Source organism: Alteriqipengyuania halimionae (assembly GCF_009827575.1).
GTDB lineage: Bacteria > Pseudomonadota > Alphaproteobacteria > Sphingomonadales > Sphingomonadaceae > Alteriqipengyuania_A > Alteriqipengyuania_A halimionae.
Genome location: NZ_WTYR01000001.1, coordinates 892,178 through 916,553, shown reverse-complemented (window position 1 = coordinate 916,553; position 24,376 = coordinate 892,178). Strand labels below are relative to the sequence as shown.

The following is a 24,376-nucleotide window of genomic DNA, read 5'->3' as shown; positions in this document are numbered from 1 at the left end:
CTCAGTCGCCCGTCAGAATCCGCTCGACCAGTTCTTTCACAGTCGGCGTGAAATTGTTCGAATAGAACGGGTCCTGCTTGAAACGGTAGGCCGCGTGACCTGCGAAGGCGAGGTTCTCGTCCGGGTCGCCACCATGGGCAATGTCCTGCAACGTCTTCTGAATGCAGAAGCTTCGCGGATCGGCAAGGCGACCGGTGGTGTTGTTGTCGTGATCCTTCCAGCTCGAAAACTGGCAGTGCGAGAGGCAGCCCATGCAATTCTGCTGGTCTTCGCGAATCTGTGCGGCGCTTTCGGGCGTGGTGAAGATCACCGTGTCGTCGGGGGTCTTGAGTGCCTCGCTGAAGCCCTCGTGCATCCAGGCCTGCGCCTTGCGCTGGTCGCCCGGGTGGACGAAGAAATACTTCGCCTTGCCGTGGTCCATCAGCGGGATCGTACCGTCTTCGGTGTCGCGCTTGAAGATCGGGATCTGACGCTCCGAACGGTGCATCAGGTCGTAGAGGAACGGCGTTTTCACCGCGCTCGAATAGAACCCGGTGGGCGAGAATTTGTGCAGCAGCACATCGCCGGGCTCGACCGTGCGCAACATGTCTTTCCAGATCTGCGGGATCGGGCTTTCATGCGTCAGCAGCGGGCGCGTGCCGAACTGGAAGGCGATCTTGCCGAGCTCGGGATTGTCGATCCAGTCTTCCCACTCGCGCAGGAACCACACGCCGCCTGCCATGACGATGGCGGTCTCTTCCGATACGCCTTCCTTGCGCATCGTGTCGCGCAGCGCCTTCACGCGCGGATAGGGGTCTTCGGGCTTGGTCGGATCTTCGGCGTTGGACAGACCGTTGTGTCCGCCCGCCAGCCACGGATCTTCGTAGACCACGGCCGCAAGCAGATCGGGCACTTTCGAATAGCTGCGCTTCCACAGTGCGCGGAAAGCGCGAGCCGAGGATACGATGGGCAGGTAGTGCACGTTATAATGCTGGGCGATTTCGGCCAGCTTGTAGGGCATGCCAGCACCGCAAGTGACGCCGGTGATTTTGTCTGCGCAGTTATCCAGCACGCCTTCGAGCACGCGCTGCGCGCCGCCCTGTTCCCACAAGACGTTAATGTTGATCGCGCCATTGCCATCGGCGATCTCATAGGCACGATTGACCTGCTCGGTCGCACCGTCGATGGCGTAGCGCACCAGTTGTTCGAACCGCTCCTTGCGGGTCGCCTGCGGATAGACTTGCGGGATCGCATTGCCGTCCTCGTCATAGCTGTCGGCATTGACCGCGCTGACGGTGCCGATGCCGCCCGCCGCTGCCCACGCACCGGAGCTCGCATGGTTGGTCGCGGACACGCCCTTTCCGCCTTCGATCAGCGGCCAGACTTCGCGCCCGCCATAGGTAATCGGCTGCAACCCCTTGAACGACATGTATCAGTTATCCCTTGTATTGATCCCCGCAACCTTCGTGGGTTGCGGCTTGCAGGGCACGATCTCCGCCGCGGCGGGTCGGTCGCCCTCGAGTTCGAACTGGGCGTAATACCCTCTGATCTCCGGCTTACGGATGAATTCGACGAGACGATACCCCACACTGCGCATTTCGCAGAAAAGCAGCGCCGGAGGCATTCCGTGTTCCTGCGGCGGACGATCGACATCGACCACGATCACCTGTCCGCCCTCGCGCAAAGCCGGTCGCAGCCGCCAGAGAAACGAATAGGGCTCGATGATCTCGTGGTACATGTGGATCATGAACACGCGGTCGAAGCTGCTCTCGGGCAGGCGGGGATCGTCTTCGTTGCCGAGATTGATCGAGACATTGTCGAGCCGCTCGCGTTCGACCCGGGTACCGAGCCGGCGCAGTGCATCACGGTCGATATCCTGCGCAAGCACGCGGCCCTTGCGACCGACGCGCTCGGCAAGGCGAACCGTGTAATACCCCTCGCCCGCACCGATATCCGCCACCGTGGTTCCCTGGTCGATATCGGCCAGGTCCATCACCAATTGCGCTTCGCCGCGTTCGTCGCGCTTCATTTCCGGACCGACCGAGTTGCCGCCGAAATTGGAAACAGGACGATGCGCCCGCGGAAATTCGCGCGAGGTCTCGGGCCGATCCGCATCGGGATCGACCTCGTTGCAGCCCGCCAGGGCCAGCGCGGTACAGCCCGCGAGCGCGATCCGTAGTGCGAAGTTCATGCAGGTCCTCTAGCGCCACGCGGGCCGGACAGGCAATCGCAGCCTATTCGACATCCTCGACATCGACGGTCTCGCCGGTCACTTTCTGCGCCAACGCGGCCGAGATATACTGGTCGAGCGCACCGTCGAGCACGTCGTCTGGAGAGGTCGAGGTCACGCCGGTGCGCAGGTCCTTGACCATCTGGTAGGGCTGCAGGACGTAGGACCGGATCTGGTGCCCCCACCCGATATCGGTCTTGCTCTCATATTCGGTGCCCGCTGCCGCTTCGCGTTCGGCCATTTCGCGCTCGAACAGGCGTGCCTTGAGCATGCTCATCGCGGTGGCGCGGTTCTTGTGTTGGCTGCGGTCGTTCTGGCTGGCGACTACGATGCCGGTGGGCTGGTGGGTGATACGAACGGCGGAATCGGTCGTGTTGACGTGCTGCCCGCCGGCTCCGCTCGCGCGGTAGGTATCGATCTTGAGATCGCTTTCATTGATCTCGATCTCGAAATCTTCGTCGATCACCGGGTAAACCCAGACCGAGCTGAACGAGGTGTGCCGCCGCGCCGAGCTGTCGTAGGGGCTGATCCGCACGAGGCGGTGCACACCGCTCTCGGTCTTGGCATAGCCATAGGCGTTCTCGCCCTTGATCAGCAGCGTGGCCGATTTGATGCCCGCCTGTTCGCCAGCCTGGTATTCGACCGTTTCGACCTTGAACCCACGGCGTTCGGCCCAGCGCGCATACATGCGCAGCAGCATTTCGGCCCAGTCCTGGCTTTCGGTACCGCCCGCCCCGGCGTGTATTTCGAGATAGGTATCGTTGCCGTCGGCCTCGCCGGAAAGGAGCGCCTGCACCTTGTCGGCATCGGCGCGATCGGCGAGCTTTTCCAGGCTGGCATAGCCCTCGTTGGCGACATCGTCGTCGCCTTCGGCTTCGCCCATTTCGATGAATTCAACCGCGTCGTTCTTTTCCGCTTCGATCTCGCGCACGGTGTTGATCGCGGTTTCGAGGCGCTTCTGTTCCTGGGTGATCGCCTGCGCCTGCTTGGGATCGTCCCACAGGGTCGGATCCTGCACGCGCGCGTCGAGTTCATCGAGGCGGCGCAGCGCGCTTTCCCAGTCCAAAGACTTCCTCACCAGCGCCAGCGCGGCGGCGATACGGTCGATATGGGCCTGCCCTTCGGCACGCATTGCAAATTCTCCAATGGCTTGCGACGCGCGCTTAGGCGAGGCGGCGCGCTTTAGCTAGGGGGACAGCGCCCGAGGCCGTGCAAAGCGGCTCGACAGTGCGCCCCGTGCTGGCCTATGCGCCTGCTTAACCGACCGATTAATTCCGGAGAGACATCCCATGCCCATTCCTGCCCCGTTCGACCGCTTGCGCCTGCCGATCATCGCTTCGCCGATGTTCATCGTTTCCGGTCCGGAGCTGGTTATCGCCCAGTGCAAGGCGGGGATCGTCGGTAGCTTCCCGGCGCTCAATGCGCGCCCCTCGAGCGTGCTCGACGAATGGATGCACCAGATCACCGAGGAGCTGGCCGCGCATAATCGCGACAATCCCGATCATCCGGCTGCACCGTTCGCCGTCAACCAGATCGTCCACCGCACCAATGGCCGGCTCGAGGAAGACATGCAGGTGTGCGAGAAGTGGCAGGTGCCGATGATCATCACCTCGCTCGGCGCGCGCGAGGAACTGAACCAAGCGGTCCACAACTGGGGCGGGATCACGATGCATGACGTGATCAACAATCGCTTCGCCCACAAGGCGATCGAAAAGGGTGCCGACGGGTTGATCCCGGTCGCCGCCGGTGCGGGAGGCCATGCGGGCACCGTTTCGCCATTCGCGCTGATGCAGGAGATCCGCGAATGGTTCGACGGCCCGATCGCACTGTCGGGCTCGATCGCCAATGGCGCGGCAGTGCTGGGCGCGCAGACGCTCGGCGCCGACTTCGCCTATATCGGCTCGCCCTGGATCGCGACCGTCGAAGCCAATGCCGAACAGGGATACAAGGACGAGATCGTAAAGAGCGGCGCGGACGACATCGTCTACACCAACCTCTTCACCGGCGTGCACGGCAATTACCTCAAAGGCTCGATCGAGCAGGCCGGGCTCGATCCCGACGCTCTGCCCGAAAGCGACCCGAGCAAGATGAATTTCGGCTCGGGCGGCAATTCCAAGGCGAAGGCATGGAAGGATATCTGGGGTTCGGGTCAAGGCGTCGGCGCGGTGAAGAAGGTCGAAATCGTCGCCGACCGGGTCGACCGGCTCGAAGCCGAATATCGCGCAGCCCGCGAGCGCCTGATCGAAGCGAGCGCGCCTTTCGCGGGCTAAGCGGATTGCAAGCGCTCGCTAGACTTCGGTAGCCGCCCACCAGGTTTCGGCCATCCGGTCGATCTTGGAGAAATCGCGCGCCTGGCCCAGCGGGTCTCGCGCGTGGAGCGCGAGCGGTCGCTTCTGCGAAAGCAAACGACGGCGCAGCGCGCGTTGCAGCAAGCCAAGCCGCATCACCGCATGTTCGCGCGGGGGATGCGAGCGACGTTCGGCGAGCTGCGAGAACTCGCGCTCGATCTGCCCTACGCGCTGCCAGACCAGTTCCGAATAGCGCGGATGCGGCCCTCGATGGAGCGGCAGGCCAAGCCGCAGCACGGTTCGCTCGCGACACGGAAGCAGAAGGCCGTTGGCGCGAAAATCGTCCAACCCGTCAGCTTGGCAGTCCAAATGATCGAAGAATCGCTTGAGCGACGGTCTGCGCAACAGGCCGACCGGAAGCAGGTGGTGCTTTTGCAGTCCCGGGTCGTGGCCCGGCGTCCCGCGCCGGTTGACCTGGCGAAACGATAAGCGTGGCCGATCCATGGTCGAGCGCCCCACGCGTCACGCTTCCGCCGAAACAATCACGAAGCGACGATTTTGCGAAACGCTCAGCCGGACGCGTTCACCTGTTTCAAGCGCGAGCACCGATTCACCATCGAACGGGTCCGCCTCGACCAGTCGATCGATCACTCGCGCGCCGATCTTGAGTGCTTCGGGCCCGCGCGCTGCAAGGTCCGGCGCGATACGCACTTCCTGTCCGGTGAAGAAAGCGAGGCCGCTGCTGTGCAGTCCGCCATCGGGGGCCTTGCCAAACGCAGTGAGGCCCAGAGCCGGAAAGGCGCCACCATCGAGCCATGCCGCAATCGTGTCGCGGAAATAGCCGGGGTCCATCGCGCTGGCGAGCGGTCGCCAGACGACCGCCGCCGGGTTTCCTAAACGGGATAGCCGGGCGGCGATCGCGGCGCCGGCACGGATGATCGGCAAGGTTCGTGCAGCCGATCCGATATGTGGGCTTGGCTCGATAGTAAGGCCGCTGCGAAACGGCAGGGTCGCGACATCGACACCGAATCCATGCTCGATCTCGCATGCAGGATCGTTATGTGCGATCGGAACGAGGTCGAACGAGAGCCCGGAAACCACGCATTCGAGCGCCTCAGCCGTGTTTCCGAAAGAGGTAATCGGCTGCGTCGAGACGATCATCTCGGTCCCACCGACGGGCCCGTCGGCGATGGCCGTTTCGATCTCGGTCAACGAGGGCGCGTCGCGGCGGAGGTACAATACCGCCAAGCCTGATGCCCTCGCTCCGTTGCGATCGCTCACCCGTACCCCTCCCCGCTGACCCATGTCATGGCGCGGACTATCTCGCTCGTCGAGTACTACAATCCGAGACGTATCCGTTTCGGATTAGTCCCTAGAAAATACCCAGCTCCAGTCCTTCTGCGAAAGCCTCCCCCAATTCGCGGGCTTCGCTGAGCCGATCGTCCGGCACGGTTTTCTGCGCCAGGATCGCCTCGGGCGTTTGTGCATCCATGATGACGATCATGTGCGGCGCAGCCCGTTTAAGTCGCCAGCCCTTCGCTATCCGGTCGATCTGCGCCTGCGCACCTTCGCCGTCCGATCCGGCGGCGATGATGGTCGCGAATGGGCGGCCCTCGATCTTACCGAGCAGCGGGTAATAGCAGGTGTCGAACATCTCCTTCATCGCCCCGCTCATGCTGGCGAGATTTTCCGGACAGACGAACAAATAGCCGTCCGCATCGAGCAGATCGTCGGGGGACGCCTCCGTTGCCGCGAGCATCCGCGCCCTTTCGCTGGCGCCCTCCTGCGCTGCACAAGCGAGCGCTTCGGCGGTTCCGGTGCGTGAATGCCAGAGGATTGCAAGCATGGGTGCAGACCTAGAGCACAGGGGACATTGCCGCCAACCCCCTTCCCCGCACCGGGCCACTCGGATAGCCTCGACGCATGCCTACGACATCCCCATCGCTCACCGATCTCGGACGTTCACTCACCGGGCGGCGCTGGAGCTGGCGCGGCGGTGCCGTCAACGAGATCGTCAGCGGCAGCGACCTGGTGACGCAATTGCTGCTCGCGCGCGGAGTGGCCCCGTCCGACCTCGCCCGTGAGCGCACGCCGAGCCTGCGTGGGTTCCTGCCCGATCCTGCCATCTTCCAGGATATGGAGACCGCCGCCGAACGGCTCGCGCAGGCGATCCTCTCGCGCGAGGCGGTGACGATATACGGCGATTACGATGTCGACGGGGCCACCAGCGCGGCGCTGCTGATCCGCCTGCTGCGCATGCTGGGGCACAATGCAGGCCACTATATCCCCGATCGACTGCTCGAAGGGTACGGCCCCTCCGGTGACGCGCTGCTCAAGATTGCCGAGGAAGGATCGAGCCTGATCGTCACGGTCGATTGCGGTGCGATGGCACATGAGGCTCTCGGCGCCGCGCATGACGCGGGGATCGACGTGATCGTGGTCGATCACCACAAATGCTCGCCCGAGCTTCCCAAGGCGGTGGCGATGGTCAATCCCAACCGGCTCGACGAACGCGAAGATGCCGCTGCGCATGGACATCTCGCTGCAGTCGGAGTCGCCTTCTTGCTCGCCGTGGCGACGGTGCGCACATTGCGCAAGCAAGGCTACTTCGACGAGCGTGAAGAGCCCGACCTGCTGAGCCTGCTCGATATCGTCGCGCTAGGCACGGTGGCGGATGTGGCGGCGCTGCGCGGGCTCAACCGGGCCTTTGTTGCGCAAGGGCTCAAGGTCATGCGGCGGCGCGAGAACACCGGGCTCGCGGCACTGCTCGATGCAAGCCGGCTCCAGCGCGCGCCTGTGTGCAGCGATCTCGGCTTCGCGCTCGGCCCGCGAATCAATGCTGGTGGCCGTGTGGGCGAAGCGACGCTCGGCGTACGGCTGCTGACAACAGAGGATACCGCCGAAGCCGCCGACATCGCGCGCCGCCTGTCCGAATTGAACGACGATCGCCGACAGATCGAAAGCGAAGTGCAGGAAGAGGCCGAGGCCCAGCTCGCAGGCCAGGGGAATCGCGCGGTGCAATTGCTCCATGGCGCGGGCTGGCACCAGGGCGTGATCGGCATCGTCGCCGGGCGGATCAAGGAAAAGACAGGACGTCCCGCGCTCGTGATCGCACGCGGCGCCAACGCAGAACCGAGCAAGGGCTCGGGCCGCTCGATCGCAGGAGTAGATTTGGGCGCGGCGATCATCGCGGCGCGCGAGGCGGGTCTGCTGCTGGCGGGCGGAGGCCATGCGATGGCAGCCGGACTCACGGTCGACCACGACAAGATCGATGCGCTCGCGGAATTCCTCGACGATCGCCTCGCAAAGGACGTTGCGGCGGCGCAGGAGAATCAGGAATTCAAGCTCGACCTTATGTTGGCCCCTGGGGGACTGACGCCCGATCTGGTCGATGCGATGGAAGAAGCAGGGCCCTATGGCATGGGCTGGCCGGGGCCGCGCGTGGCGGTGGGCCCGGTCCACGCGATCAAATGCGATGTGGTCGGCACGAATCACGTTCGGATGATCGTGCGCGGCGAAGACGGTGCGCGTTTCAAGGCGATCGCCTTTCGTGCCGCTGAATCGGAGATGGGTCAGGCTCTACTGCAAAACCGCGGTTCACGGCGATTCTGGCTCGCCGGAAGGCCCAAGGTGGATGATTGGTCAGGGCGGCGCGAGGCGGAGTTGATTGTGGATGATGCAGTTTGGGCCGATTAAAGGCTTGACCCCTACCGCTCGGCTTCGTAATGGCGCGCCTCACCGCACGGAGGCCCCTTCGTCTAGCGGTTAGGACGCGGCCCTTTCACGGCTGAAACACGGGTTCGATTCCCGTAGGGGTCACCATGCGGTGGTTTTTCCAGACATTCAGCGGCAAGCGCTCCATCCCATCCGGCCACCGGCCTGATCGAGATGGAAGTGGTCGGCATGCGCGCGGTTGTAATCGGGCGACAGCGTGGTCGAGAAGACGTCGCATGCGCCATCGCGCACCGCCCGCAGGAATGCCGCTTCCTGCCCCTCTCCCGGCCAGTCGCGCAGCACACTCACCGTGCGTCCGTCTTCGAGGCGGAACGCGGCGATGTCGATCGCATTGCCGGTTGCATGCTCACTCCACCGTCCGCTGTCGCCACCGCCGATTCGTCGGCAATTGGCGGTCCCGAGGTGATCGATCGCGACAACGGGCGACCCGAGCAATTCTTCGGCCGCCGGTTGCACGACCTTGTCCATCCAGACCACCATGGCGGCGCCCACCGCGCAGGTTGCGGCAGGGGTTGCGGGTCGGAATGCCAGGCCGCGAGCGGGCATGGGTGAGAGAACCGTACGGTCGGCGCGGCGGCACTCCGCTGCCCCCACGGGATCGAGCACACGGAAATCGATGGCGCTGCGTTCGAGCACCGCGCGACAAAGTGCGGGATCGTCGCGCAGCGCTACGAGCTTGCGCTCGGTCGCCCAGCCCACCGGATCGTTGAGATCGAGCGGGGCCCACGGATCATGCTGCGGATGCGCGGCCAGCCATGTCCAAGCGAATACCCCGACGGTCAGGACCAGCAGCAGCGCCAGCGCCCAGCCATCATAGCGGGACAATCGCCCGCTCGGGGTTCGGTCGGAAGGAAGGTTCAGGCCGAGGAATGCGATCGGGAAAACGCCTTTGCGGTGAATGTGGGGTGCGAATCGAACGCTGCGTCAATTCGCCAGTTCCGCAAGCCGCGCCTTTACCGCAGCGAGATCGGCGTCGAACATTCTCGCCTGTTCCTCGCGCGCTGCGCCATCTAGACGCAGGAGGTAGGACGGATGCGCAGTGACCCACAACTCGCTTCCATCGGAAAGCATGATCGGCGCACCGCGCGCCTTTGTGATGCTCACCGTCTTGCCTAACATCGCGCGCGCCGCGCTCGCACCCATGGTCAGGATCAGCTTGGGCTGCACTATCGAACGTTCGGCCTCCAACCACCAGCGACAGGTATCGATCTCTTTCGCTGCGGGCGACTGGTGGATGCGCCGCTTCCCGCGCTGGACGTATTTGAAGTGCTTTACCGCATTGGTGACATAGGCCGAGCTGCGGTCGATCCCGACGCGTTCCAGATGCAGGTCGAGCAATTGCCCGGCCGGTCCCACGAACGGCCGCCCCGCAAGGTCCTCCTGATCGCCCGGTTGTTCGCCGACGATCATCAGCCCGGAGAACTTTTGGGCACCACGCGGCCCCTCGCCCATGACCGACGAATTCTCCAGCTCTCCGATCGGACACTTGCGACAGGCATGAAGCGCCGTCTCGATCGCGCCGAGCGTCTCGGGGCGCGCATCGAATTCCAGCGATCCAGCGGCAACCATCTGCGATTCGCGCCCCTGCGCACCGGCGACCAGCTCGGGAATGAGCGAGGCTTCAGGCATGTTCTTCCAGTATTTCCGCGGCATCTCGCGCATCATCGCGCCGACCTTCAGCCGAGCAGGGTTGAAGATCGAGGCGTAATATTTGCGCCAAAGATCTTCGGTCGGGTCGCCGCTTGGCGCGTCGCTGCGCTGCGCGGGTGGTCCCTCCACCAGCGCTTCGCCATCCCAGTGCAGCGATTCCTGCGGGGTGAGGATCGACCAGCGCATATTGGCGAAGCGGCGGACGAAGAAGCCGGCATTGGCGCGCAGGATATGATGCTCGGGTTCGAACCAAGCGACATAATGTTCGGGGCCGTCCTCTTCGGTCTCGACCAATCGGAAGCGGACGAAGGCGTGCATCTTATGACTGTCGCGCCGCACATTCTTATCAAGTTCTTCGATCCGCCGGACATCGGGATCGGCCTTGTCCTCCATCACCTGCGGATTGCCCTGCAAGCGCCATAGGAGGCGATAGAGCAGCGCAAAACGGTCGGGGTCCGAATGGAGGATCGCGTTCTTTGCGAGCCGGACGAAGCGCTTGCTCGCGCGCACCGGCGCTGCGCCATCGGACCGAACCGGGAGCTGTCGTTCGCCATCAGCGAACAGATCGCCGCTCCCGCCCGGTTCGATCCAGGTCACCCGATCGGGAGGCACATCGCATTGCACCAGCGCGCGCGCCCGCTCTCGCCAGGCATCGAAATCGTCCGGTTCGAGCAAATGGATCGCGTAGTGCGTATGGTGTTCGACTGGCTGGAGAGCGTTCACGCCGAGAACAATTCCAGCTGCTCACGCTTGGGCGCGAGGAGCGCGCGCAAATCGGCGCGGTCTGTCAGCATGACCGGACGCCAGTCGAGCGCGCAGATGAAGGGACGGACTTTGGTGATCGACACCGTCAGACGCGCCACATCGTCGAGCCGCAAGGTGCGGTGGCGGCGCGAAGCCACGATCTGGTTCACCGCCTTCACCCCCAGCCCCGGCACTCGCAGCAAATCCTCGCGGCTCGCGCGATTCACGTCGACCGGAAAGCGCTCGCGAAACTTGAGCGCCCAAGCGAGCTTAGGGTCGATATCGAGCGGCAGATTGCCATCGGCCTCGGTCGCCTGCATCACCTCGCTTGGCTGGTAGCCGTAAAACCGCATCAGCCAGTCGGACTGGTAGAGCCGGTGCTCGCGGATGAGCGGCGGGCGCTTTAGAGGCAGGACCGCGCTCGCATCGGGGATCGGCGAAAAAGCGCTGTAATAGACCCGGCGCAGACGGAAATTGTCGTAGAGCCTGCTCGCCTTGCCGACGATATCGGCATCGGTCGCGGCGTCTGCACCCACGATCATCTGGGTCGACTGTCCAGCGGGCGCGAAGCGCGGCGCGTGACGGAAGCGTTTCTTCTCGTCCTTCGCCTGACGGATCGCCATCTTCATACCCCCCATCGCGCCTTCGATCTGTTGCGCGTTCTTGTCGGGCGCGAGTTTCACCAGGCCGCTATCGGTCGGCAGTTCGACATTGATCGACACGCGATCGGCATAGAGCCCCGCCTGATGCACGAGCTCGGGATCGGCCTCCGGAATGGTCTTCAGATGGATGTAGCCGCGAAAGTCATGCTCCTCGCGCAGGATCCGCGCGGTTTCGACCAATTGTTCCATCGTGTGGTTCGAGCTTTTGATGATGCCCGAGGAGAGGAACAAACCTTCGATATAATTGCGGCGATAGAAGCTGAGGGTGAGGTCGACGATTTCCTGCGGCGTAAAGCGCGCGCGCTCGACATTCGAGCTCTTGCGATTGATGCAGTAGTGGCAATCGAAAATGCAGTGATTGGTCAGCAGCAGCTTCAGCAGCGAGATGCAGCGCCCGTCCGGCGCATAGGCATGACAAATCCCCATCCCCTCGGTCGAGCCGATACCCTTGCCGCCCAGACTGTTCTTCTTGGCGGTGCCCGACGACGCGCAGGAGGCATCGTATTTCGCGGCATCGGCGAGGATGGCGAGGCGATCGATGATGGATTTTTGCGACACGTGTTCTGTATATGTTCTGGCTTTCGGTTTGGCTAGTCCTTTGTTTCCCGGTCGCTTCGACCTTCCGCACACTCGCTCCACCAACCGGCATGGAACATTGCGGCCCCATGGTGTGTTTCAAATACACATTCAAACGGAGACACATTGATGAAGACCGAACAGGGCAACCCCGACGAACTGAAGAAAGCTTTCTGGAAATCGCTCGCCGATTCGCCGTTCCTTTTCCTTCAGCGCAAGAACGAGAGCGGCACTGCCGTTCCGATGAGCCCACAGCTCGACAAGGATGCGAACAGCTCGATCTGGTTCTTCACCCACATCCACAGCGATTTCGCCAAACTGGGCGCGGTGGAAGCGACCTTCCAGGGCAAGGGCCATGACATGTACGCCCGTTTCGACGGCACGCTGACGAAGGAAACGAGCCAAGAGCGTTTCGACCAGTTCTGGAGCAATTTCGTCGAAGCCTGGTACGACGGTGGCAAGGATGACCCCGAACTGCTGTTCCTGCGCATGGACCTCGGCGATGCCGAGATCTGGAGCGGCGAGATGGGCCTCCTCAATGTGGCCAAGATGGCGCTCGGCATGAACGTCCACGACGACGCCGAAGAGAAGCATGTCGACAAGGTCGACCTCTGATCCAAATTACTTTCTGAGTCAGAAAAAGGGCCGCGAGACGATCGCGGCCCTTCTTGTATCAGCTGAGCGGACCTTCCGGCTCGATGTCGGCAAGCTCGGTTTCGGGCACTTCGATCGTGCCCAACCCAAGATGGCTGTGTCGGCGGCTATAGCCGAAATAGATCAGCATCCCGAGCGCCGACCATATCGGCAAGACGAGCATCGCCGCCACCGGAAGGTTGAAGAACAGGAAGACGCAGCCGATCACGGTCGCCGGACCGACCAACCAAAGGGCAGGAACACGGAACGAGCGTTTCCGCTCCGGATCGGTCCGTCGCAGCACCATCACGGCTACCGCGACCATCAGAAACGCGTAGAGCGTACCCGCATTGGCAATGTCGGCGAGCTGTCCGACCGGGAAGAATGCCGCCGCAATCGCGACGATCGTTCCGGTCATCGCGGTGACGACATGCGGTGTCTTCCACTTGGGATGCACCCGGCTCAGCCTTTCGGGCAGCAGGCCGTCGCGGCTCATCACGAAGAAAATCCGGGTCTGTGCGAACAGCAAGACGAGGATTACCGACGGCAGCGCGAGGAATGCGGCATAACCGAGCGCATTGCCGATGCCCGAATAGCCGATGGCGCGGAGCACATGGGCGAGCGCCTCGTCCGAACAGACCAGCGCACCGGCATGGACCGGCAGCGCGCATTGGCGCGCAAGTTCTTCCGACCCGGCCGGGAACGGCAGTCCGTTGGGTCCCATGATCGGTTGTCCGCCGATGGTCCCGATCGCTCCTGCCGCGACCAGGATGTAGAACACGGTGCAGAACAGCAGTGACCCGACCAACCCGATCGGCACGTTGCGCTGCGGATCGCGGGTCTCCTCGGCGGCGGTCGACACTGCGTCGAAACCGACATAGGCGAAGAAGATCGTCGCCGCTGCTCCGACTGCACCAACCCCGGTACCGAAGCCGCCGAACACCCCGGCGGGCAGGAACGGGTTGAATTTCGCGGCATCGACTTGCGGCAGCGTCAGAGCGATGAAGATGGTCAGCGCCGTCACCTTGATCGCAACCAGGATCGCATTCACCTTGGCGCTTTCGCTGGTGCCGATCATCAGCAACCACATAACGAGCAGGGCGATGATCGCCGCTGGCAGGTTGATAAGGCCACCCTCGGCCCCGCCCAAGACAAGCGGCCCGGCGGCGAGCCACGGCGGCAGATGGATGCCGAGCGTTTCCCCAAGTATCGAGCCTGCGAAATAGCCCGACCACCCCACCGAGACCGCGCTGGCCGCGATGGCGTATTCGAGCACCAGCGCCCAGCCCACGGTCCAGGCGAGGAATTCGCCCATCGTGGCATAGGTATAGGTGTAGGCAGAGCCCGACACCGGCACGGCAGCTGCGATCTCGGCATAGCAAAGCGCGGCGACGATGCAGATCGCACCGGCGATCGCAAAGGCCAGCATCAGCCCCGGACCGGCCTTCTGCGCACCCGCAGCGGTAAGAACGAAGATGCCGGTGCCGATAATGCAGCCAATGCCGAACAGCATCAGTTGCAGAGGACCCAGCGATCGGTGGAGCGACTTCTTTTCAGCCGTCTCGAGAATAGCGTCGAGCGGCTTGACCCTTCCCAGCAACATAGGCGGCAAGACCCAGGCGGACCGTGCCGTCGGGACCTACCCGACTCATCGTCCGCAACGACGCGATGTACGCCCGTTTTGATCGGGCGCAATTGCAATTCGTCACGCGGCGCGCGTTTAGCCCAGGATGGCGGGGAACAGTCCCGTTAGCAGTATGATCGCCACCGCAATCGGGCACAGCCATGCGAGCAGGAAGCGCCACAGCACAAGCATGCCATTCGAAAGTCCGGTGGTTTCGGCCACCATCTTGCGATCGGCCTTCCAGCCCACGAACACGGCCACGAAGAACGCCCCGAGCGGGAGCATGATCTTGCCGGTAAATCCGTCGACCGTATCGAGGATATCGAGATCGGCGAAAATGTCCCAGAAGCCGAGCGGATGCACGTCCTTCCAGACATTGTAGCCGAGCAGGCAGGCGATCCCGACCAGGAACGCGGCGCCGCCGAAGATCAGGGTCGATTTGGGTCGGCTCCAGCCCCGCTCGCCCACACCCCAGGCCGTCGGCACTTCGAGGATCGAGATCGAGCTGGTGATAGCCGCGACGAAGATCAGGATGAAGAACAGCATCCCGATCAGGGAACCGGCCGGCATCGACTGGAACGCGAAGGGCAATGTCTGGAACACCAAGGTCGGCCCGGCGGCGGGATCGAGGCCGACCGACAGGACAATCGGGAAGATCATCAGGCCTGCGAGCAGTGCGACGCCGGTATCGGCCACCGCGATGAGCGCGGCGGTCGATCCGAGCTTGGTGCCCTCGGTGATGTAGGAGCCGTAGGTGATGATCCCGGCGATGCCGAGCGAGAGCGAGAAGAGCGCCTGACCGAGCGCGGCGTTCATGACTTCGGGCGTCAGCTTCGACCAGTCCGGCGTGAACAGGAAGGCAAGCGTATCGGTCATGTCACCGACGACGGCTCCGTAGATGACGATACCCACCAGCAGCACGAAAAACAGCGGCATCAGCCAGGTGGCGGCTTTCTCGATCCCGCCGTGCACCCCGCGACCGACGATGAAGAGCGTCAGGCCCATGAACACCGCATGCATGCCGAGCATCAGACCTGGATTGGCGAACATGTCGCCCAGGCGTTGCTGGATAGCCGCTTCGTTTTCACCCGCCAGCGCACCGCGGAACGGTTCGCCTGCCATCAGGGCGCTGCCGAAGTCTCCGGCGAAGACACCTACATAGTAGAGCACCCACCCGGCGACGACCGAATAGAAGGAAAGGACGAGGAAAGCCGCGACGGCGCCAAGCCCGCCGACCCAGCCCCATTTGCTGCTCGCCCGCGAATGCGCCGCGACGTTGCGGATCGATCCGACCGCGTCGGTCTGGCCGGCGCGGCCGATGAAGATCTCTGCCAGCAACAGCGGAAGGCCCAGCAGGAACACACAGCCGATGTAGAAAATCACGAAGGCCCCGCCTCCGCTTTCCCCGGCAAGCGTCGGAAAACGCCAGATATTACCGAGCCCCACCGCCGCGCCGATCGCGGCCAGGATAAAGGCCGAGCGCGAAGACCAGCCTTCGCGTTTCTCGATACCGTGCATGTCGGTCGCTGCAACCATTCCCAAATTCCTCCCTTTGCCCCCTCCGGGCACATGTGCTGGCCGTGCTAGCAACCACTTACCCCTCGCGTCGAGAGCACAATTTGCTAGAGGGTGCGCATGTCCACGACTTTCCAGCTCGATACCGCGACGTCTCGCGCCAATCCCACCCCCGCCCCGATGAAGCGCCTGACCGTGCCGAAAATCCGCGCCCACAAGCAGGATGGTAAGGTCGAGGAGCCGCTCGTCATGCTGACGGCCTACACCGCCCGGCAAGCGCAATTGCTCGATGAGCATTGCGACATGCTGCTGGTCGGGGATTCGCTTGCGCAGGTCATCTACGGCCTGCCATCGACGATTCCCGTCACGCTCGAGATGATGGCGAACCACGCCGCCGCGGTCGTGCGCGGGAGCTACCATGCCGTCGTCATCGTCGACATGCCGTTCGGCAGCTACGAGCAATCGAAGGAACAGGCGTTCGAGAGCGCGGCTTACCTGCTCAAGGCCAGCGGGGCGGCAGCGGTGAAGCTCGAAGGCGGCGAAGCGATGGCGGAAACGGTCGCTTTCCTCAACCAGCGCGGCATCCCGGTGATGGGCCATGTCGGGCTCACCCCGCAGGCGGTCAACGTGCTGGGTGGCTATGGCGCGCGTGGGCGCAGCGATGCGGAAGCGAAAAAGATCGTTGGAGACGCCAAGGCGCTCGATAAGGCCGGAGCCTTCGCCATCGTGATCGAAGGCGTGGTCGAGCCGATCGCGATCGAGATCACCGAGAACGTCGCCGTTCCCACGATCGGCATCGGCGCATCGGGCCGATGCGATGGCCAGGTCCTGGTCGCCGAAGACATGCTCGGCATGTTCGAACGGGTCCCTCGCTTCGTGAAGAAATACGGTGATATCGCCGAGACGATCTCGGCAACCGCCGCACAATATGCGAGCGAGGTTCGCAGCCGGGCTTTCCCCGGCGACGAGCAGACCTACCAACCGAAAAAGTAGACCCCATGCAGACCATGCTTCGCTTCTACGGCTTCTCGCTGATTTTCACGCTCGTCTGCCTTGGCCTGGGAGCTTGGTACGGTTGGGCCAGCACCGGCAATTTCGTGGGAATGCTCGAGGTGCTGTGGATCATTGTGATCCTGTCGGTTCTCGAAATCTCACTCAGTTTCGACAATGCCGTGGTCAATGCCTCGGTTCTCAAGAACATGGACGAAGTCTGGCAGCGACGCTTTCTGACCTGGGGTATCGCGTTTGCCGTCTTCGGCATGCGGATCGTCTTCCCGCTTGCCATCGTCGCGATTGCCGCGGGGCTTGGTCCCTTGGAGACCATCCGTCTTTCGCTCAACGACCCGACCGAATACGAACGGATCGTCAGCGGGGCGCAGATCGGCATCGCCGGCTTCGGCGGCGCGTTCCTCGCCATGGTCGGCCTTAAGTTCTTCTTCGATGCGGACAAGGACGTGCACTGGATATCGGTGCTCGAACGCTATCTGGCGAAGTTCGCTGCACTTCCGGCTGCCGAGATCGCAATTCTCTTGCTGGCGATCTGGGGCATTTCCACCCAGCTTCCGGCGGAGGACGCACTCACTTTCGTAACCGCCGGTATCCTCGGCCTCGTGACGTTCATTGCGGTGGAGGGGATCAACACGATCCTCGAAATGAAGGAAGAGGCAGCCCGTTTGCAGGGCGCCGTGGTGCGCTCAGGCCTGGGCGGGTTCCTCTATCTCAACGTGCTCGACGCCTCGTTCAGTTTCGACGGCGTGATCGGTGCCTTCGCCTTGTCGAACAATATGGTGATCATCGCGCTGGGTCTGTCCATCGGGGCCATGTTCGTGCGATCAATGACGATCCATCTCGTGCGCAAGGGCACGCTGGCGCAATATCGCTTCCTCGAACACGGAGCCTTCTGGGCGATCATCACGCTGGGCGGCATCATGCTGTTCAGCGCGCTGGTTCACATTCCCGAGACGATCACCGGCTTGATCGGTGGCGCGCTGATCGGTTTGTCCTTCTGGTGGTCGGTGCGGGTCAACCGCCGCGCGCCGCCGCAGCCTGTCGCAGTAGACTGAGCGCACGCGGAAATCGGCTTCCGTCGGGATGAATCCCGGCGCGCCGATCGGCTTCGTCCTTCGTTTTCCCACTCTGCTGGAGCGCAAGCGAATAGCTGGTCGCGGCGAACATGTTCGACGGTTGCAATTCCATGGCCCGGCGCCCGAAGCGCTGCGCATCGTCGTGGCGACCGACATAGCTCTCGGCGCGCGCGGCCAGCGCCAGCAACACCACATCGCGCGATCCCGGACCGGCGAGCAGGTAGCGCAGCAGTTCACTCGCGAGCGCCCAGTCGCCGGCTTCGGCCGCTTTCATCGCTAAAATCCGTGACGCCAGAGCATTGCCCGGACGATTGGCGAGATAGGTTTGGGCCTTCTCACGTGCATCGCGCGATCGCCCGAGCCGATCGAGCGTGTGCGCCATTCGCAGCAGCAAGCGATCGGACTGACGGATTTGCGCCGCGCGCGAATAATGTCGTAGCGCCTTGGCATTGGCCCCGCTCGCAAGAGCTGTGTCGCCCGCGAGCATGCTCGCTGCGCGCGTTGTGGGGAATTCCTCCGCAAACCAATCGGCAACCCTCGCGGCATCGACCGCGCGATTGTCCGCGATCAGCCCCGCCACAAAATCCCGCGTGGTATCGAAATTGCGCGGGTTTCGCTCGTAAGCGGCCCCGGCGACGGCCGCTCCGAAACCGGGCACAACCGTGAAACCCGAGGAATTGCTGCGACCGGCCTGGTCGAGCAGACGGCCGGCGCGGTCACGCTGCCCTAGCTTCTCGAAAGCACGGCCCACTGCGACCTTGAGGTACGGCTCGGCGCCATAGGCCTCGGCAGCGTTACCGAATATCGAGACGATAGCCTGGTTCCGATCATCCAGCGCGAGAGCCCGCAGGTAGAGCCGGTTCACAACCGGATCATCCGAAACGCGATCGTGGAACCGGGCAAGCGTCTCCTGCGCGTTTCGCAGATTGCCGAGCTCGATGTCGATGATCGCTCGCAGGATCTCCGCGCCCTGGCCACCGATGCCCTGCGGTACCCGCTCCATCAGCGTACGCGCGGTTTCGAAATCTCCCGCCCGCGCCGCCAGAACCGACTGGAGATACAACCCCATGTTCTGGCCACCGCGACCGATGGCGGCACGCGAAGCAGCGAGGAAACCGGCTCCCTGCCCGGCCTCGCCGAGTGCGGCGGTGTATTCGAGAAGCAGGCCGAGATCGCCGGGTCCTGCGTCAATTGCCTGGACGAACAACGGAAGGGAGGGCAGCAACCCGTCGCGCTGGCGAATCACACGCGCGCGCATTGCAAGAGCGCGCGGCGATGCCGAATCGAGCCGCAGGGCGTGGGCAAGCGCCTGATAGGCCAGCGCCTCCTCGCCCGCCCAATAGCGGAATTCGGCGATATCGACCCACAGATCGGCATTGCGTTCGTCGAGCGCGAGCGCCTGGTCATAGGCGTTGGCCGCGGCCTGCGGATTGCCGGCATCGCGTTCAACCCGCCCCAGCAGCTGAAACCCTCGCACGGCCTCGCCCTCTGCAAACTCGCCCGGCGCGAGCCACCGACGCGCGCAATCGAAATCATAGGCGAGCAAACAGGCCTCGCCCCACAAAGCGGCAACCGCGCGGTCCGTTGCCCCGTCGGCAGTGGCGCGTTCGAGTGCCACTTCGGCAGAGACCGCATCGCCCCGTGCAATCGCATCGCGCGCCGCTTGCAACTGTCCGGGAGCCGCAATCGCGGTCCCGCCCAGCGCTACGCCGATGGCGAGGCCCGCCAGCAGCAGACCGCGCCGGAAAGGACGATCAGTGCTGAAGGTCATACTGCTTGAGGAGGTCGTAAAGCGTGGGACGACTGATTCCCAGCAGCTTGGCTGTGCTCGAGATATTGCCGTCCGTCCGCGACAGCGCACGGCGGATGATCTTGCGATCGGTCTTTTCTCGCGCCGCCTTCAGATTGAGGACATCGGCATCGTCCTCGTCTTCGGTCAGGTCGAGATCCTCGGCACCCACCAGCTTTCCATCGGCCATGATCACCGCGCGCTTCACCCGGTTTTCGAGTTCGCGCACGTTTCCCGGCCAACCCCATTCATCGATTGCCTGAAGCGCGTCGGGCGCAAAGCCTTTGACCGACGGGTTCATGTCGGCGGCAAATCTGGCCAGAAAGGCCTTCGCAAGCAGCGTCGCATCGCCCGGTCGATCGGCCAGGCCCGGGATCTTCACCACGATCTCGGCGAGGCGATAGAACAGATCCTCGCGAAAGCTCCCCGCCGCAATCATCGCCTCAAGATCCTGATGGGTCGCGCAGACGATCCGCGTATCGACCGCGATCGACTTTCGGCTGCCGATCCGCTCGATCACGCGCTCCTGCAGGAAGCGCAGCAGCTTCACCTGAAGCGGCAGCGGAATGTCACCGACCTCGTCGAGAAACAGCGTGCCGCCATTGGCCTGCTCGATCTTACCCTCAGTGGTCTTGATCGCGCCGGTAAACGCCCCCTTCTCGTGTCCGAACAATTCGCTTTCGAGCAGGTTTTCCGGGATCGCCGCGCAATTGATCGCGACGAATTCGCCATCGGCGCGGTCGCTGGCATCGTGCAGGCCCCGCGCCAGCAATTCCTTGCCCGTCCCGCTCGCGCCGAGCAGCATGACCGAGACGTTGGTGTTCGCCACGCGCTCGATCGTCCGCGCCACGCGGACCATTTCTGGCGCGGCGGTGATCATCCGCCCAAGAACCTTGTTATCGTCGTCGGCGCGGATCGCGAGCTTGCGGTTTTCCTCCTCGATCTGGTGGAGACTTAGCGCGCGGCGCACAATCAGGCCGAGTTGCTCGATATCGACCGGCTTCTGATAAAAATCGTAGGCCCCCTTGGCGATTGCATCGAGGGCGCTCTCCCGTGCGCCGTGCCCGCTGGCGACGACCACCTTGGTATCGGGCTTCAGCGCCATGATCTCGTCAAGCACGGCGAAGCCCTCGCTGGTCCCGTCCGGATCGGGCGGCAATCCCAGATCGAGCGTCACCACAGCAGGGCTTTCGGCCCGCAAGGCCGAAATTGCCGAAGCGCGATCGGTCGCCGCGATGACGTCGAAGTCTTCATAGGCCCATTTGAGCTGCGCCTGCAGGCCGGCGTCGTCCTCGACGATCAGGAGTTTCGGTTTGCTATCGGTCATTCATTTGCCCCTGCGCGGCTGCGCTCACGCTGTTCATACAATTCGGAGATATCCACGAGCGGGAGTTGCACGGTGAAGCGCGACCCCAACCCTTCCCGCGATTCGACTTCGATCCGCCCTCGCATCGCCTTCACCAGCTCGCGCGCCTCGAACGCACCGATACCGAAGCCGCCCTTCTTCGAGGATACGAACGGTTTGAACAGACTGCTGCGAACGAATTCGGCGCTCATACCGGCACCGGAATCGCGCACTTCTATCCGCCCGTACATGCCGTCGCGATCGAGGGTCATGACCACCGAGGTTTCGTCTTCGGTCGCATCGATCGCGTTCTGCAACAGATGCGCGAGGACCTGTTCCAGCGCGTGGGCATCGGCCTGCACCGCGACCTTTTCCTTGATCGTCAGTTCGACCGGATGTTGTATTGCGAAGCGCTGGCGCAATTGATCGAGCAACACCGCAAGATCGACCGGCGCCGACGCAGCTATCTCGCCCGCGTTGTAGCGTCCGAGCCGCGCCAGGAGCGCATTCAGCTTTTCCGCCGAATTGCGCAGTGTGACGAGCATATCGGTTCGGAATTCCGGTTTCTCGGCATGCTTTTCGGCATTGCGCGCCAGAAGCGTCAGCTGGCTCGCAAGGTTCTTGATATCGTGCATCACGAACGCGATACGGCGATTGAACTCGTCGAATTGCCTGGCTTCGACCAAAGCTTCCTGGCCCTCGCGCTCGGCAAGATAGCTGGCCAACTGGCGCCCGGCGACCTTGAGGAGATCGAAGTCCTCCCAGTCAAGCTGGCGGGCATATTGCGGCCGCATCAGTACCACGAGGCCGGTCAGGCGCTCGTAATGGACCAGCGGCACGAGCGCCCATGCGCGTTCGGCCTCGACCATCCACTTGGGTACGAAAGCGCGCTCGCGTTCCTGCGACATGCCCGAACGCATTGAATCGAGATCGACCACGAACCCTTCGCGGGAGAAAAAGCTCGCCTGCTGCGGATCCATCGCCATCGCGGGCACATCGAGCGTCTGCCAGTTCCACCGCGCGGCCAGTTCCAGGCCGCCGCCGTCCGTCGGAACGAGCAAGAGGCCGCCGGGACTGTCGGTGATATCTGATATGGCGTGGACGGCCCGTTCGTGCAGCGGGGTATCGGATTCCGCTGCGCGCCCGATCGTGCGGGTGAAGCGCAGCCACTCCTCGCGATAATCGTAGCGATGCTGGAACAGGTGCTTGGTCAGCGTCACCTTCAGCCAGCTGCGCAACTTGGTAGATGGCAGGAAGATCAGCGCGATCACCGATGCCGTGACCACGAAGGCCAGCTGAAGCGTGCGCGCAAAATCGCCGCCGAGATAGGCCAGCCACTGGGCGATCCCGACCATCGCGACCAGATAGGCGCCGATGACCAGCAGCGAGAAGCTCTGGAACGCCACGGAGCGCGACGGCGCCAGTTTGAGCGCGCGCCCCGAAAGAGCGGCGCCCGGGATCAGCATGACCGCCATCATCAGCGGAATGATCCCGCGCAGGGCCGCGAGCGACGAGGGAATGTCGCCGGTCAGATAGGCGATGGTGAAGAAATTGAGATCGTAGACCCACATCAGCGCAAGTGCGCTGGCCGGCCAGCGGAGGAGTTTGCGGGCCGAAGCACTGGCACCGACATAGAGATTGTGGACCAGCACCAGTGCACCCACCGCTACCATCAGGCGAAACAGCGCAAGCAGGCTGAACACCATCCTCGCATCACCGCCTGCCATCGCAAGGCCGGGCGCAAGCGTGCCAAGGCCGAGCTGGAGCAGTTCGACGAAACACAGCGCAATCGCCATGGGCCGGATCGGTCGCAGACTTTCGTCGCGGCCATCGATGGAAAAAAGGCGATAGGTCGCAAATAGCCAGGCGAGGTGCGTGGCGCTGAACGCAGCCCTTCCCGCGATATATATCTCGTTTGCAGTCAGCGCGACGACGGCCCAGATTGCCGAAATTATCAGGGCGGCAACGATCGGCCCGCCCGCACGCCCATAGCGATCGCGCCGCGGGTAAATCCACGCTGCGACCGCAGCGGAGCACGCCGCTGCGATGATATAGACGAAGTTGGTGAGTGCCTGGGGGAGATCGATCATCGCGCTCCCTCGTTCCACAGCACGACCCGCAGCGTCTGCAACAGGATCAGGAGATCGAGGAACAGCGAATAATTCTTCGCATAATAGAGATCGTATTCCAGCTTGTGCCGCGAATCATCGAGCGAGGCCCCGTACGGATAGTTGATCTGCGCCCACCCGGTGATGCCCGGCTTCACGATGTGTCGTTCCGAATAGAACGGCAGCTTCTCGGCCAGCTCGGCGACGAATTCGGGGCGCTCGGGACGCGGGCCGACAAAGCTCATATCGCCTTTCAGTACGTTCCAGCATTGCGGCAGCTCGTCGATGCGGGTGAGCCGGATGAACCGCCCAATGCGGGTGATACGCGGATCCCGTTCCTGGGCAAATTGCGCGCCGTCCTTTTCCGCATCGGTCCGCATCGAGCGCAGCTTCATGAGACCGAATTCGACCCCGAAATGGCCCACGCGGGTCTGACGGAAGAATGCAGGGCCTGAGCTGTCGAGCTTGACCAGCAGCGCGAACAGCAGGATCACCGGTGCCGTCACTAGCAGGGCAAGCCCGGATACGATGATATCGAAGGCGCGCCGCACCACGATCGAGACCGCACGACCGGACGAAAAACCGTCCGAAAAGATCAACCAGCTGGGATTGACGGTGTCGAGATCAACCCGTCCGGTTTCGCGTTCGACGAAGCTGGAGAAATCGTTGACCCTGACGCCTGCCATCTTGATCCGGAGCAGGTCGTCGAGCGGTAGCGAGTTGCGCCGCTCCTCGAGCGCGAGCACCACTTCGCCTGCGTCTAGATCATCGACATAGTCCGCCAGATCGGTGATGTCCTCGCGCGGTGTCGCCGAAGCGATGGTCGGATTGTCCGTCATCGATACGAAAGCGACGATCCGGCAGCGGCTCTCGGGACGCTGCGACATGGCGTGCATCCGAACGGCGCGCGAGCCTGCGCCGAGCACGACCACCCGTCGCTGGAAGCCGGCCACGTCGATCCGGTCGACGATCAGCCTCAGGATCAACATCGACAGGCCTGACAGAAAAAGCGCAGACATCAGCGTCGAACGCCAGAAAGTCGCGCCGGGCAGCCAGAAGCCGACCGCAGCGATTGCAATCACGGTGAACGACAAACCGACCAGCAGGCGCGCCAACGCAAAGCGGGGCGATCGCAGTGCTTCGGCGCGGTACAACCCGACGGCCATCAATGCAGTGATCGCTACTACGGCATAGATCACCAGGCTGCCAAGCCGGTCGTCAAACGGACCCAGATCGATCCCCGCCTGGGCCGCGCGCAGACGCCACCCGGCCTCGCCGCAAATCAGCAGCAGCAAAGCGTCGATCGCACCGAGCACGAGTACGGCAGGCGAAACGTAATGTTTGAATACGCGGATCATGGTCCAAGTCTCTTGCTTGGAGAGGCCTATAACCCGCGTTTTATGAAATGTCGGTA

The 24,376-nt window shown here is 63.2% G+C and carries 20 protein-coding genes and 1 tRNA gene; 6 read left to right on the top strand and 15 right to left on the bottom strand.

Translation table 11 applies throughout. From position 1 onward, the window contains the following. Position 1 precedes the first annotated feature (1 nt). Genes GRI68_RS04435 through prfB form a run of 3 tightly spaced genes read right to left on the bottom strand, consistent with a single transcriptional unit; the run spans position 2 to position 3,341 of the window. A complete protein-coding gene (locus tag GRI68_RS04435) occupies positions 2-1,408 on the bottom strand; it encodes an NAD(P)H-dependent flavin oxidoreductase (protein ID WP_160616116.1) in 1,407 nt (468 codons plus the stop codon). Positions 1,409-1,411: 3 nt separating this feature from the next. Next, a complete protein-coding gene (locus tag GRI68_RS04430; RefSeq protein WP_160616115.1) occupies positions 1,412-2,170 on the bottom strand; it encodes a class I SAM-dependent methyltransferase in 759 nt (252 codons plus the stop codon). 43 nt (positions 2,171-2,213) lie between these two features. Continuing rightward, positions 2,214-3,341, bottom strand: coding sequence for a peptide chain release factor 2 (prfB, locus tag GRI68_RS04425; RefSeq protein WP_160616114.1), 1,128 nt, complete (start codon positions 3,339-3,341; stop codon positions 2,214-2,216). 157 nt (positions 3,342-3,498) lie between these two features. Between prfB and GRI68_RS04420 the strand changes: the two genes are divergently transcribed. After that, entirely contained in the window at positions 3,499-4,479 is a 981-nt protein-coding gene (locus GRI68_RS04420) for an NAD(P)H-dependent flavin oxidoreductase (protein WP_160616113.1), read from the top strand. 18 nt (positions 4,480-4,497) lie between these two features. Here GRI68_RS04420 and GRI68_RS04415 read toward each other — a convergent pair whose 3' ends face one another. The 3 genes from GRI68_RS04415 to GRI68_RS04405 all read right to left on the bottom strand — a co-directional run bounded on the left by GRI68_RS04415 (position 4,498) and on the right by GRI68_RS04405 (position 6,343). Next, positions 4,498-5,001, bottom strand: a complete 504-nt coding sequence (locus GRI68_RS04415; RefSeq protein WP_160616112.1) for an AHH domain-containing protein — start codon at positions 4,999-5,001, stop codon at positions 4,498-4,500. Between the two features lie 18 nt (positions 5,002-5,019). Continuing rightward, positions 5,020-5,709: a hypothetical protein gene (locus GRI68_RS04410; RefSeq protein ID WP_160616111.1), complete on the bottom strand. Its 690-nt coding sequence runs from the start codon at positions 5,707-5,709 to the stop codon at positions 5,020-5,022. Between the two features lie 160 nt (positions 5,710-5,869). Continuing rightward, positions 5,870-6,343, bottom strand: coding sequence for a flavodoxin family protein (locus GRI68_RS04405; RefSeq protein WP_160616110.1), 474 nt, complete (start codon positions 6,341-6,343; stop codon positions 5,870-5,872). 77 nt (positions 6,344-6,420) lie between these two features. Here GRI68_RS04405 and recJ point away from each other — a divergent pair, with 77 nt between their 5' ends. Continuing rightward, on the top strand, positions 6,421-8,193 hold the full coding sequence (gene recJ, locus GRI68_RS04400; protein WP_160616109.1) for a single-stranded-DNA-specific exonuclease RecJ: 1,773 nt from the start codon (positions 6,421-6,423) through the stop codon (positions 8,191-8,193). A 51-nt stretch (positions 8,194-8,244) separates the two neighbouring features. Then, a tRNA-Glu gene (locus GRI68_RS04395) sits at positions 8,245-8,319 on the top strand. Positions 8,320-8,340: 21 nt separating this feature from the next. Here GRI68_RS04395 and GRI68_RS04390 read toward each other — a convergent pair. The 3 genes from GRI68_RS04390 to GRI68_RS04380 form a co-directional block, all read right to left on the bottom strand. Beyond that, positions 8,341-9,057 carry an extensin-like domain-containing protein gene (locus GRI68_RS04390; protein WP_160616108.1) on the bottom strand — a complete coding sequence of 239 codons (717 nt, stop codon included), beginning with the start codon at positions 9,055-9,057 and terminating at the stop codon, positions 8,341-8,343. A 99-nt stretch (positions 9,058-9,156) separates the two neighbouring features. Continuing rightward, positions 9,157-10,605 (bottom strand): UdgX family uracil-DNA binding protein, encoded by a 1,449-nt coding sequence (locus tag GRI68_RS04385; RefSeq protein WP_160616107.1) that lies wholly within the window; start codon positions 10,603-10,605, stop codon positions 9,157-9,159. After that, positions 10,602-11,846 carry a putative DNA modification/repair radical SAM protein gene (locus GRI68_RS04380; protein ID WP_160616106.1) on the bottom strand — a complete coding sequence of 415 codons (1,245 nt, stop codon included), beginning with the start codon at positions 11,844-11,846 and terminating at the stop codon, positions 10,602-10,604. The genes GRI68_RS04385 and GRI68_RS04380 overlap by 4 nt, the downstream gene beginning before the upstream one ends. Before the next feature lie 147 nt (positions 11,847-11,993). On the opposite strand from GRI68_RS04380, the gene GRI68_RS04375 reads away from it, so the two are divergent. Then, the gene (locus GRI68_RS04375) at positions 11,994-12,479 is read left to right on the top strand and encodes a pyridoxamine 5'-phosphate oxidase family protein (RefSeq protein ID WP_160616105.1); all 486 of its coding nucleotides are present in this window, start codon (positions 11,994-11,996) and stop codon (positions 12,477-12,479) included. A gap of 58 nt (positions 12,480-12,537) precedes the next feature. Here the strand turns inward: GRI68_RS04375 and GRI68_RS04370 are convergent, their stop codons facing one another. Both GRI68_RS04370 and GRI68_RS04365 read right to left on the bottom strand, forming a co-directional pair. Next, on the bottom strand, positions 12,538-14,100 hold the full coding sequence (locus GRI68_RS04370; protein ID WP_160616104.1) for an amino acid permease: 1,563 nt from the start codon (positions 14,098-14,100) through the stop codon (positions 12,538-12,540). Between the two features lie 117 nt (positions 14,101-14,217). Beyond that, on the bottom strand, positions 14,218-15,657 hold the full coding sequence (locus tag GRI68_RS04365) for a sodium-dependent transporter (RefSeq protein ID WP_234028712.1): 1,440 nt from the start codon (positions 15,655-15,657) through the stop codon (positions 14,218-14,220). 99 nt (positions 15,658-15,756) lie between these two features. Here GRI68_RS04365 and panB point away from each other — a divergent pair, with 99 nt between their 5' ends. Next, positions 15,757-16,629, top strand: a complete 873-nt coding sequence (gene panB, locus GRI68_RS04360) for a 3-methyl-2-oxobutanoate hydroxymethyltransferase (RefSeq protein WP_160616103.1) — start codon at positions 15,757-15,759, stop codon at positions 16,627-16,629. A gap of 5 nt (positions 16,630-16,634) precedes the next feature. Next, positions 16,635-17,699: a DUF475 domain-containing protein gene (locus tag GRI68_RS04355; protein ID WP_234028711.1), complete on the top strand. Its 1,065-nt coding sequence runs from the start codon at positions 16,635-16,637 to the stop codon at positions 17,697-17,699. Here GRI68_RS04355 and GRI68_RS04350 read toward each other — a convergent pair. Genes GRI68_RS04350 through GRI68_RS04335 form a run of 4 tightly spaced genes read right to left on the bottom strand, consistent with a single transcriptional unit; the run spans position 17,659 to position 24,320 of the window. Next, positions 17,659-19,491: a tetratricopeptide repeat protein gene (locus GRI68_RS04350; protein ID WP_160616102.1), complete on the bottom strand. Its 1,833-nt coding sequence runs from the start codon at positions 19,489-19,491 to the stop codon at positions 17,659-17,661. The two genes, GRI68_RS04355 and GRI68_RS04350, sit on opposite strands and share 41 nt — an antisense overlap. Next, positions 19,475-20,836, bottom strand: coding sequence for a PEP-CTERM-box response regulator transcription factor (gene prsR, locus GRI68_RS04345; RefSeq protein WP_160616101.1), 1,362 nt, complete (start codon positions 20,834-20,836; stop codon positions 19,475-19,477). The genes GRI68_RS04350 and prsR overlap by 17 nt, the downstream gene beginning before the upstream one ends. After that, positions 20,833-22,944, bottom strand: a complete 2,112-nt coding sequence (gene prsK / locus GRI68_RS04340; RefSeq protein WP_160616100.1) for an XrtA/PEP-CTERM system histidine kinase PrsK — start codon at positions 22,942-22,944, stop codon at positions 20,833-20,835. The genes prsR and prsK overlap by 4 nt, the downstream gene beginning before the upstream one ends. Beyond that, positions 22,941-24,320, bottom strand: coding sequence for a TIGR03013 family XrtA/PEP-CTERM system glycosyltransferase (locus GRI68_RS04335; protein WP_160616099.1), 1,380 nt, complete (start codon positions 24,318-24,320; stop codon positions 22,941-22,943). The genes prsK and GRI68_RS04335 overlap by 4 nt, the downstream gene beginning before the upstream one ends. Positions 24,321-24,376 lie beyond the last annotated feature (56 nt).

Excerpts from the sequence above, each read along its gene's own strand:
- GRI68_RS04435 (WP_160616116.1), bottom strand. The coding sequence starts at position 1,408 with ATGTCGTTCAAGGGGTTGCAGCCGATTACCTATGGCGGGCGCGAAGTC.
- GRI68_RS04430 (WP_160616115.1), bottom strand. The coding sequence starts at position 2,170 with ATGAACTTCGCACTACGGATCGCGCTCGCGGGCTGTACCGCGCTGGCC.
- prfB (WP_160616114.1), bottom strand. The coding sequence starts at position 3,341 with ATGCGTGCCGAAGGGCAGGCCCATATCGACCGTATCGCCGCCGCGCTG.
- GRI68_RS04420 (WP_160616113.1), top strand. The coding sequence starts at position 3,499 with ATGCCCATTCCTGCCCCGTTCGACCGCTTGCGCCTGCCGATCATCGCT.
- GRI68_RS04415 (WP_160616112.1), bottom strand. The coding sequence starts at position 5,001 with ATGGATCGGCCACGCTTATCGTTTCGCCAGGTCAACCGGCGCGGGACG.
- GRI68_RS04405 (WP_160616110.1), bottom strand. The coding sequence starts at position 6,343 with ATGCTTGCAATCCTCTGGCATTCACGCACCGGAACCGCCGAAGCGCTC.
- recJ (WP_160616109.1), top strand. The coding sequence starts at position 6,421 with ATGCCTACGACATCCCCATCGCTCACCGATCTCGGACGTTCACTCACC.
- GRI68_RS04375 (WP_160616105.1), top strand. The coding sequence starts at position 11,994 with ATGAAGACCGAACAGGGCAACCCCGACGAACTGAAGAAAGCTTTCTGG.
- GRI68_RS04370 (WP_160616104.1), bottom strand. The coding sequence starts at position 14,100 with ATGTTGCTGGGAAGGGTCAAGCCGCTCGACGCTATTCTCGAGACGGCT.
- GRI68_RS04365 (WP_234028712.1), bottom strand. The coding sequence starts at position 15,657 with ATGGTTGCAGCGACCGACATGCACGGTATCGAGAAACGCGAAGGCTGG.
- panB (WP_160616103.1), top strand. The coding sequence starts at position 15,757 with ATGTCCACGACTTTCCAGCTCGATACCGCGACGTCTCGCGCCAATCCC.
- GRI68_RS04355 (WP_234028711.1), top strand. The coding sequence starts at position 16,635 with ATGCAGACCATGCTTCGCTTCTACGGCTTCTCGCTGATTTTCACGCTC.
- GRI68_RS04350 (WP_160616102.1), bottom strand. The coding sequence starts at position 19,491 with ATGACCTTCAGCACTGATCGTCCTTTCCGGCGCGGTCTGCTGCTGGCG.
- prsR (WP_160616101.1), bottom strand. The coding sequence starts at position 20,836 with ATGACCGATAGCAAACCGAAACTCCTGATCGTCGAGGACGACGCCGGC.
- prsK (WP_160616100.1), bottom strand. The coding sequence starts at position 22,944 with ATGATCGATCTCCCCCAGGCACTCACCAACTTCGTCTATATCATCGCA.
- GRI68_RS04335 (WP_160616099.1), bottom strand. The coding sequence starts at position 24,320 with ATGATCCGCGTATTCAAACATTACGTTTCGCCTGCCGTACTCGTGCTC.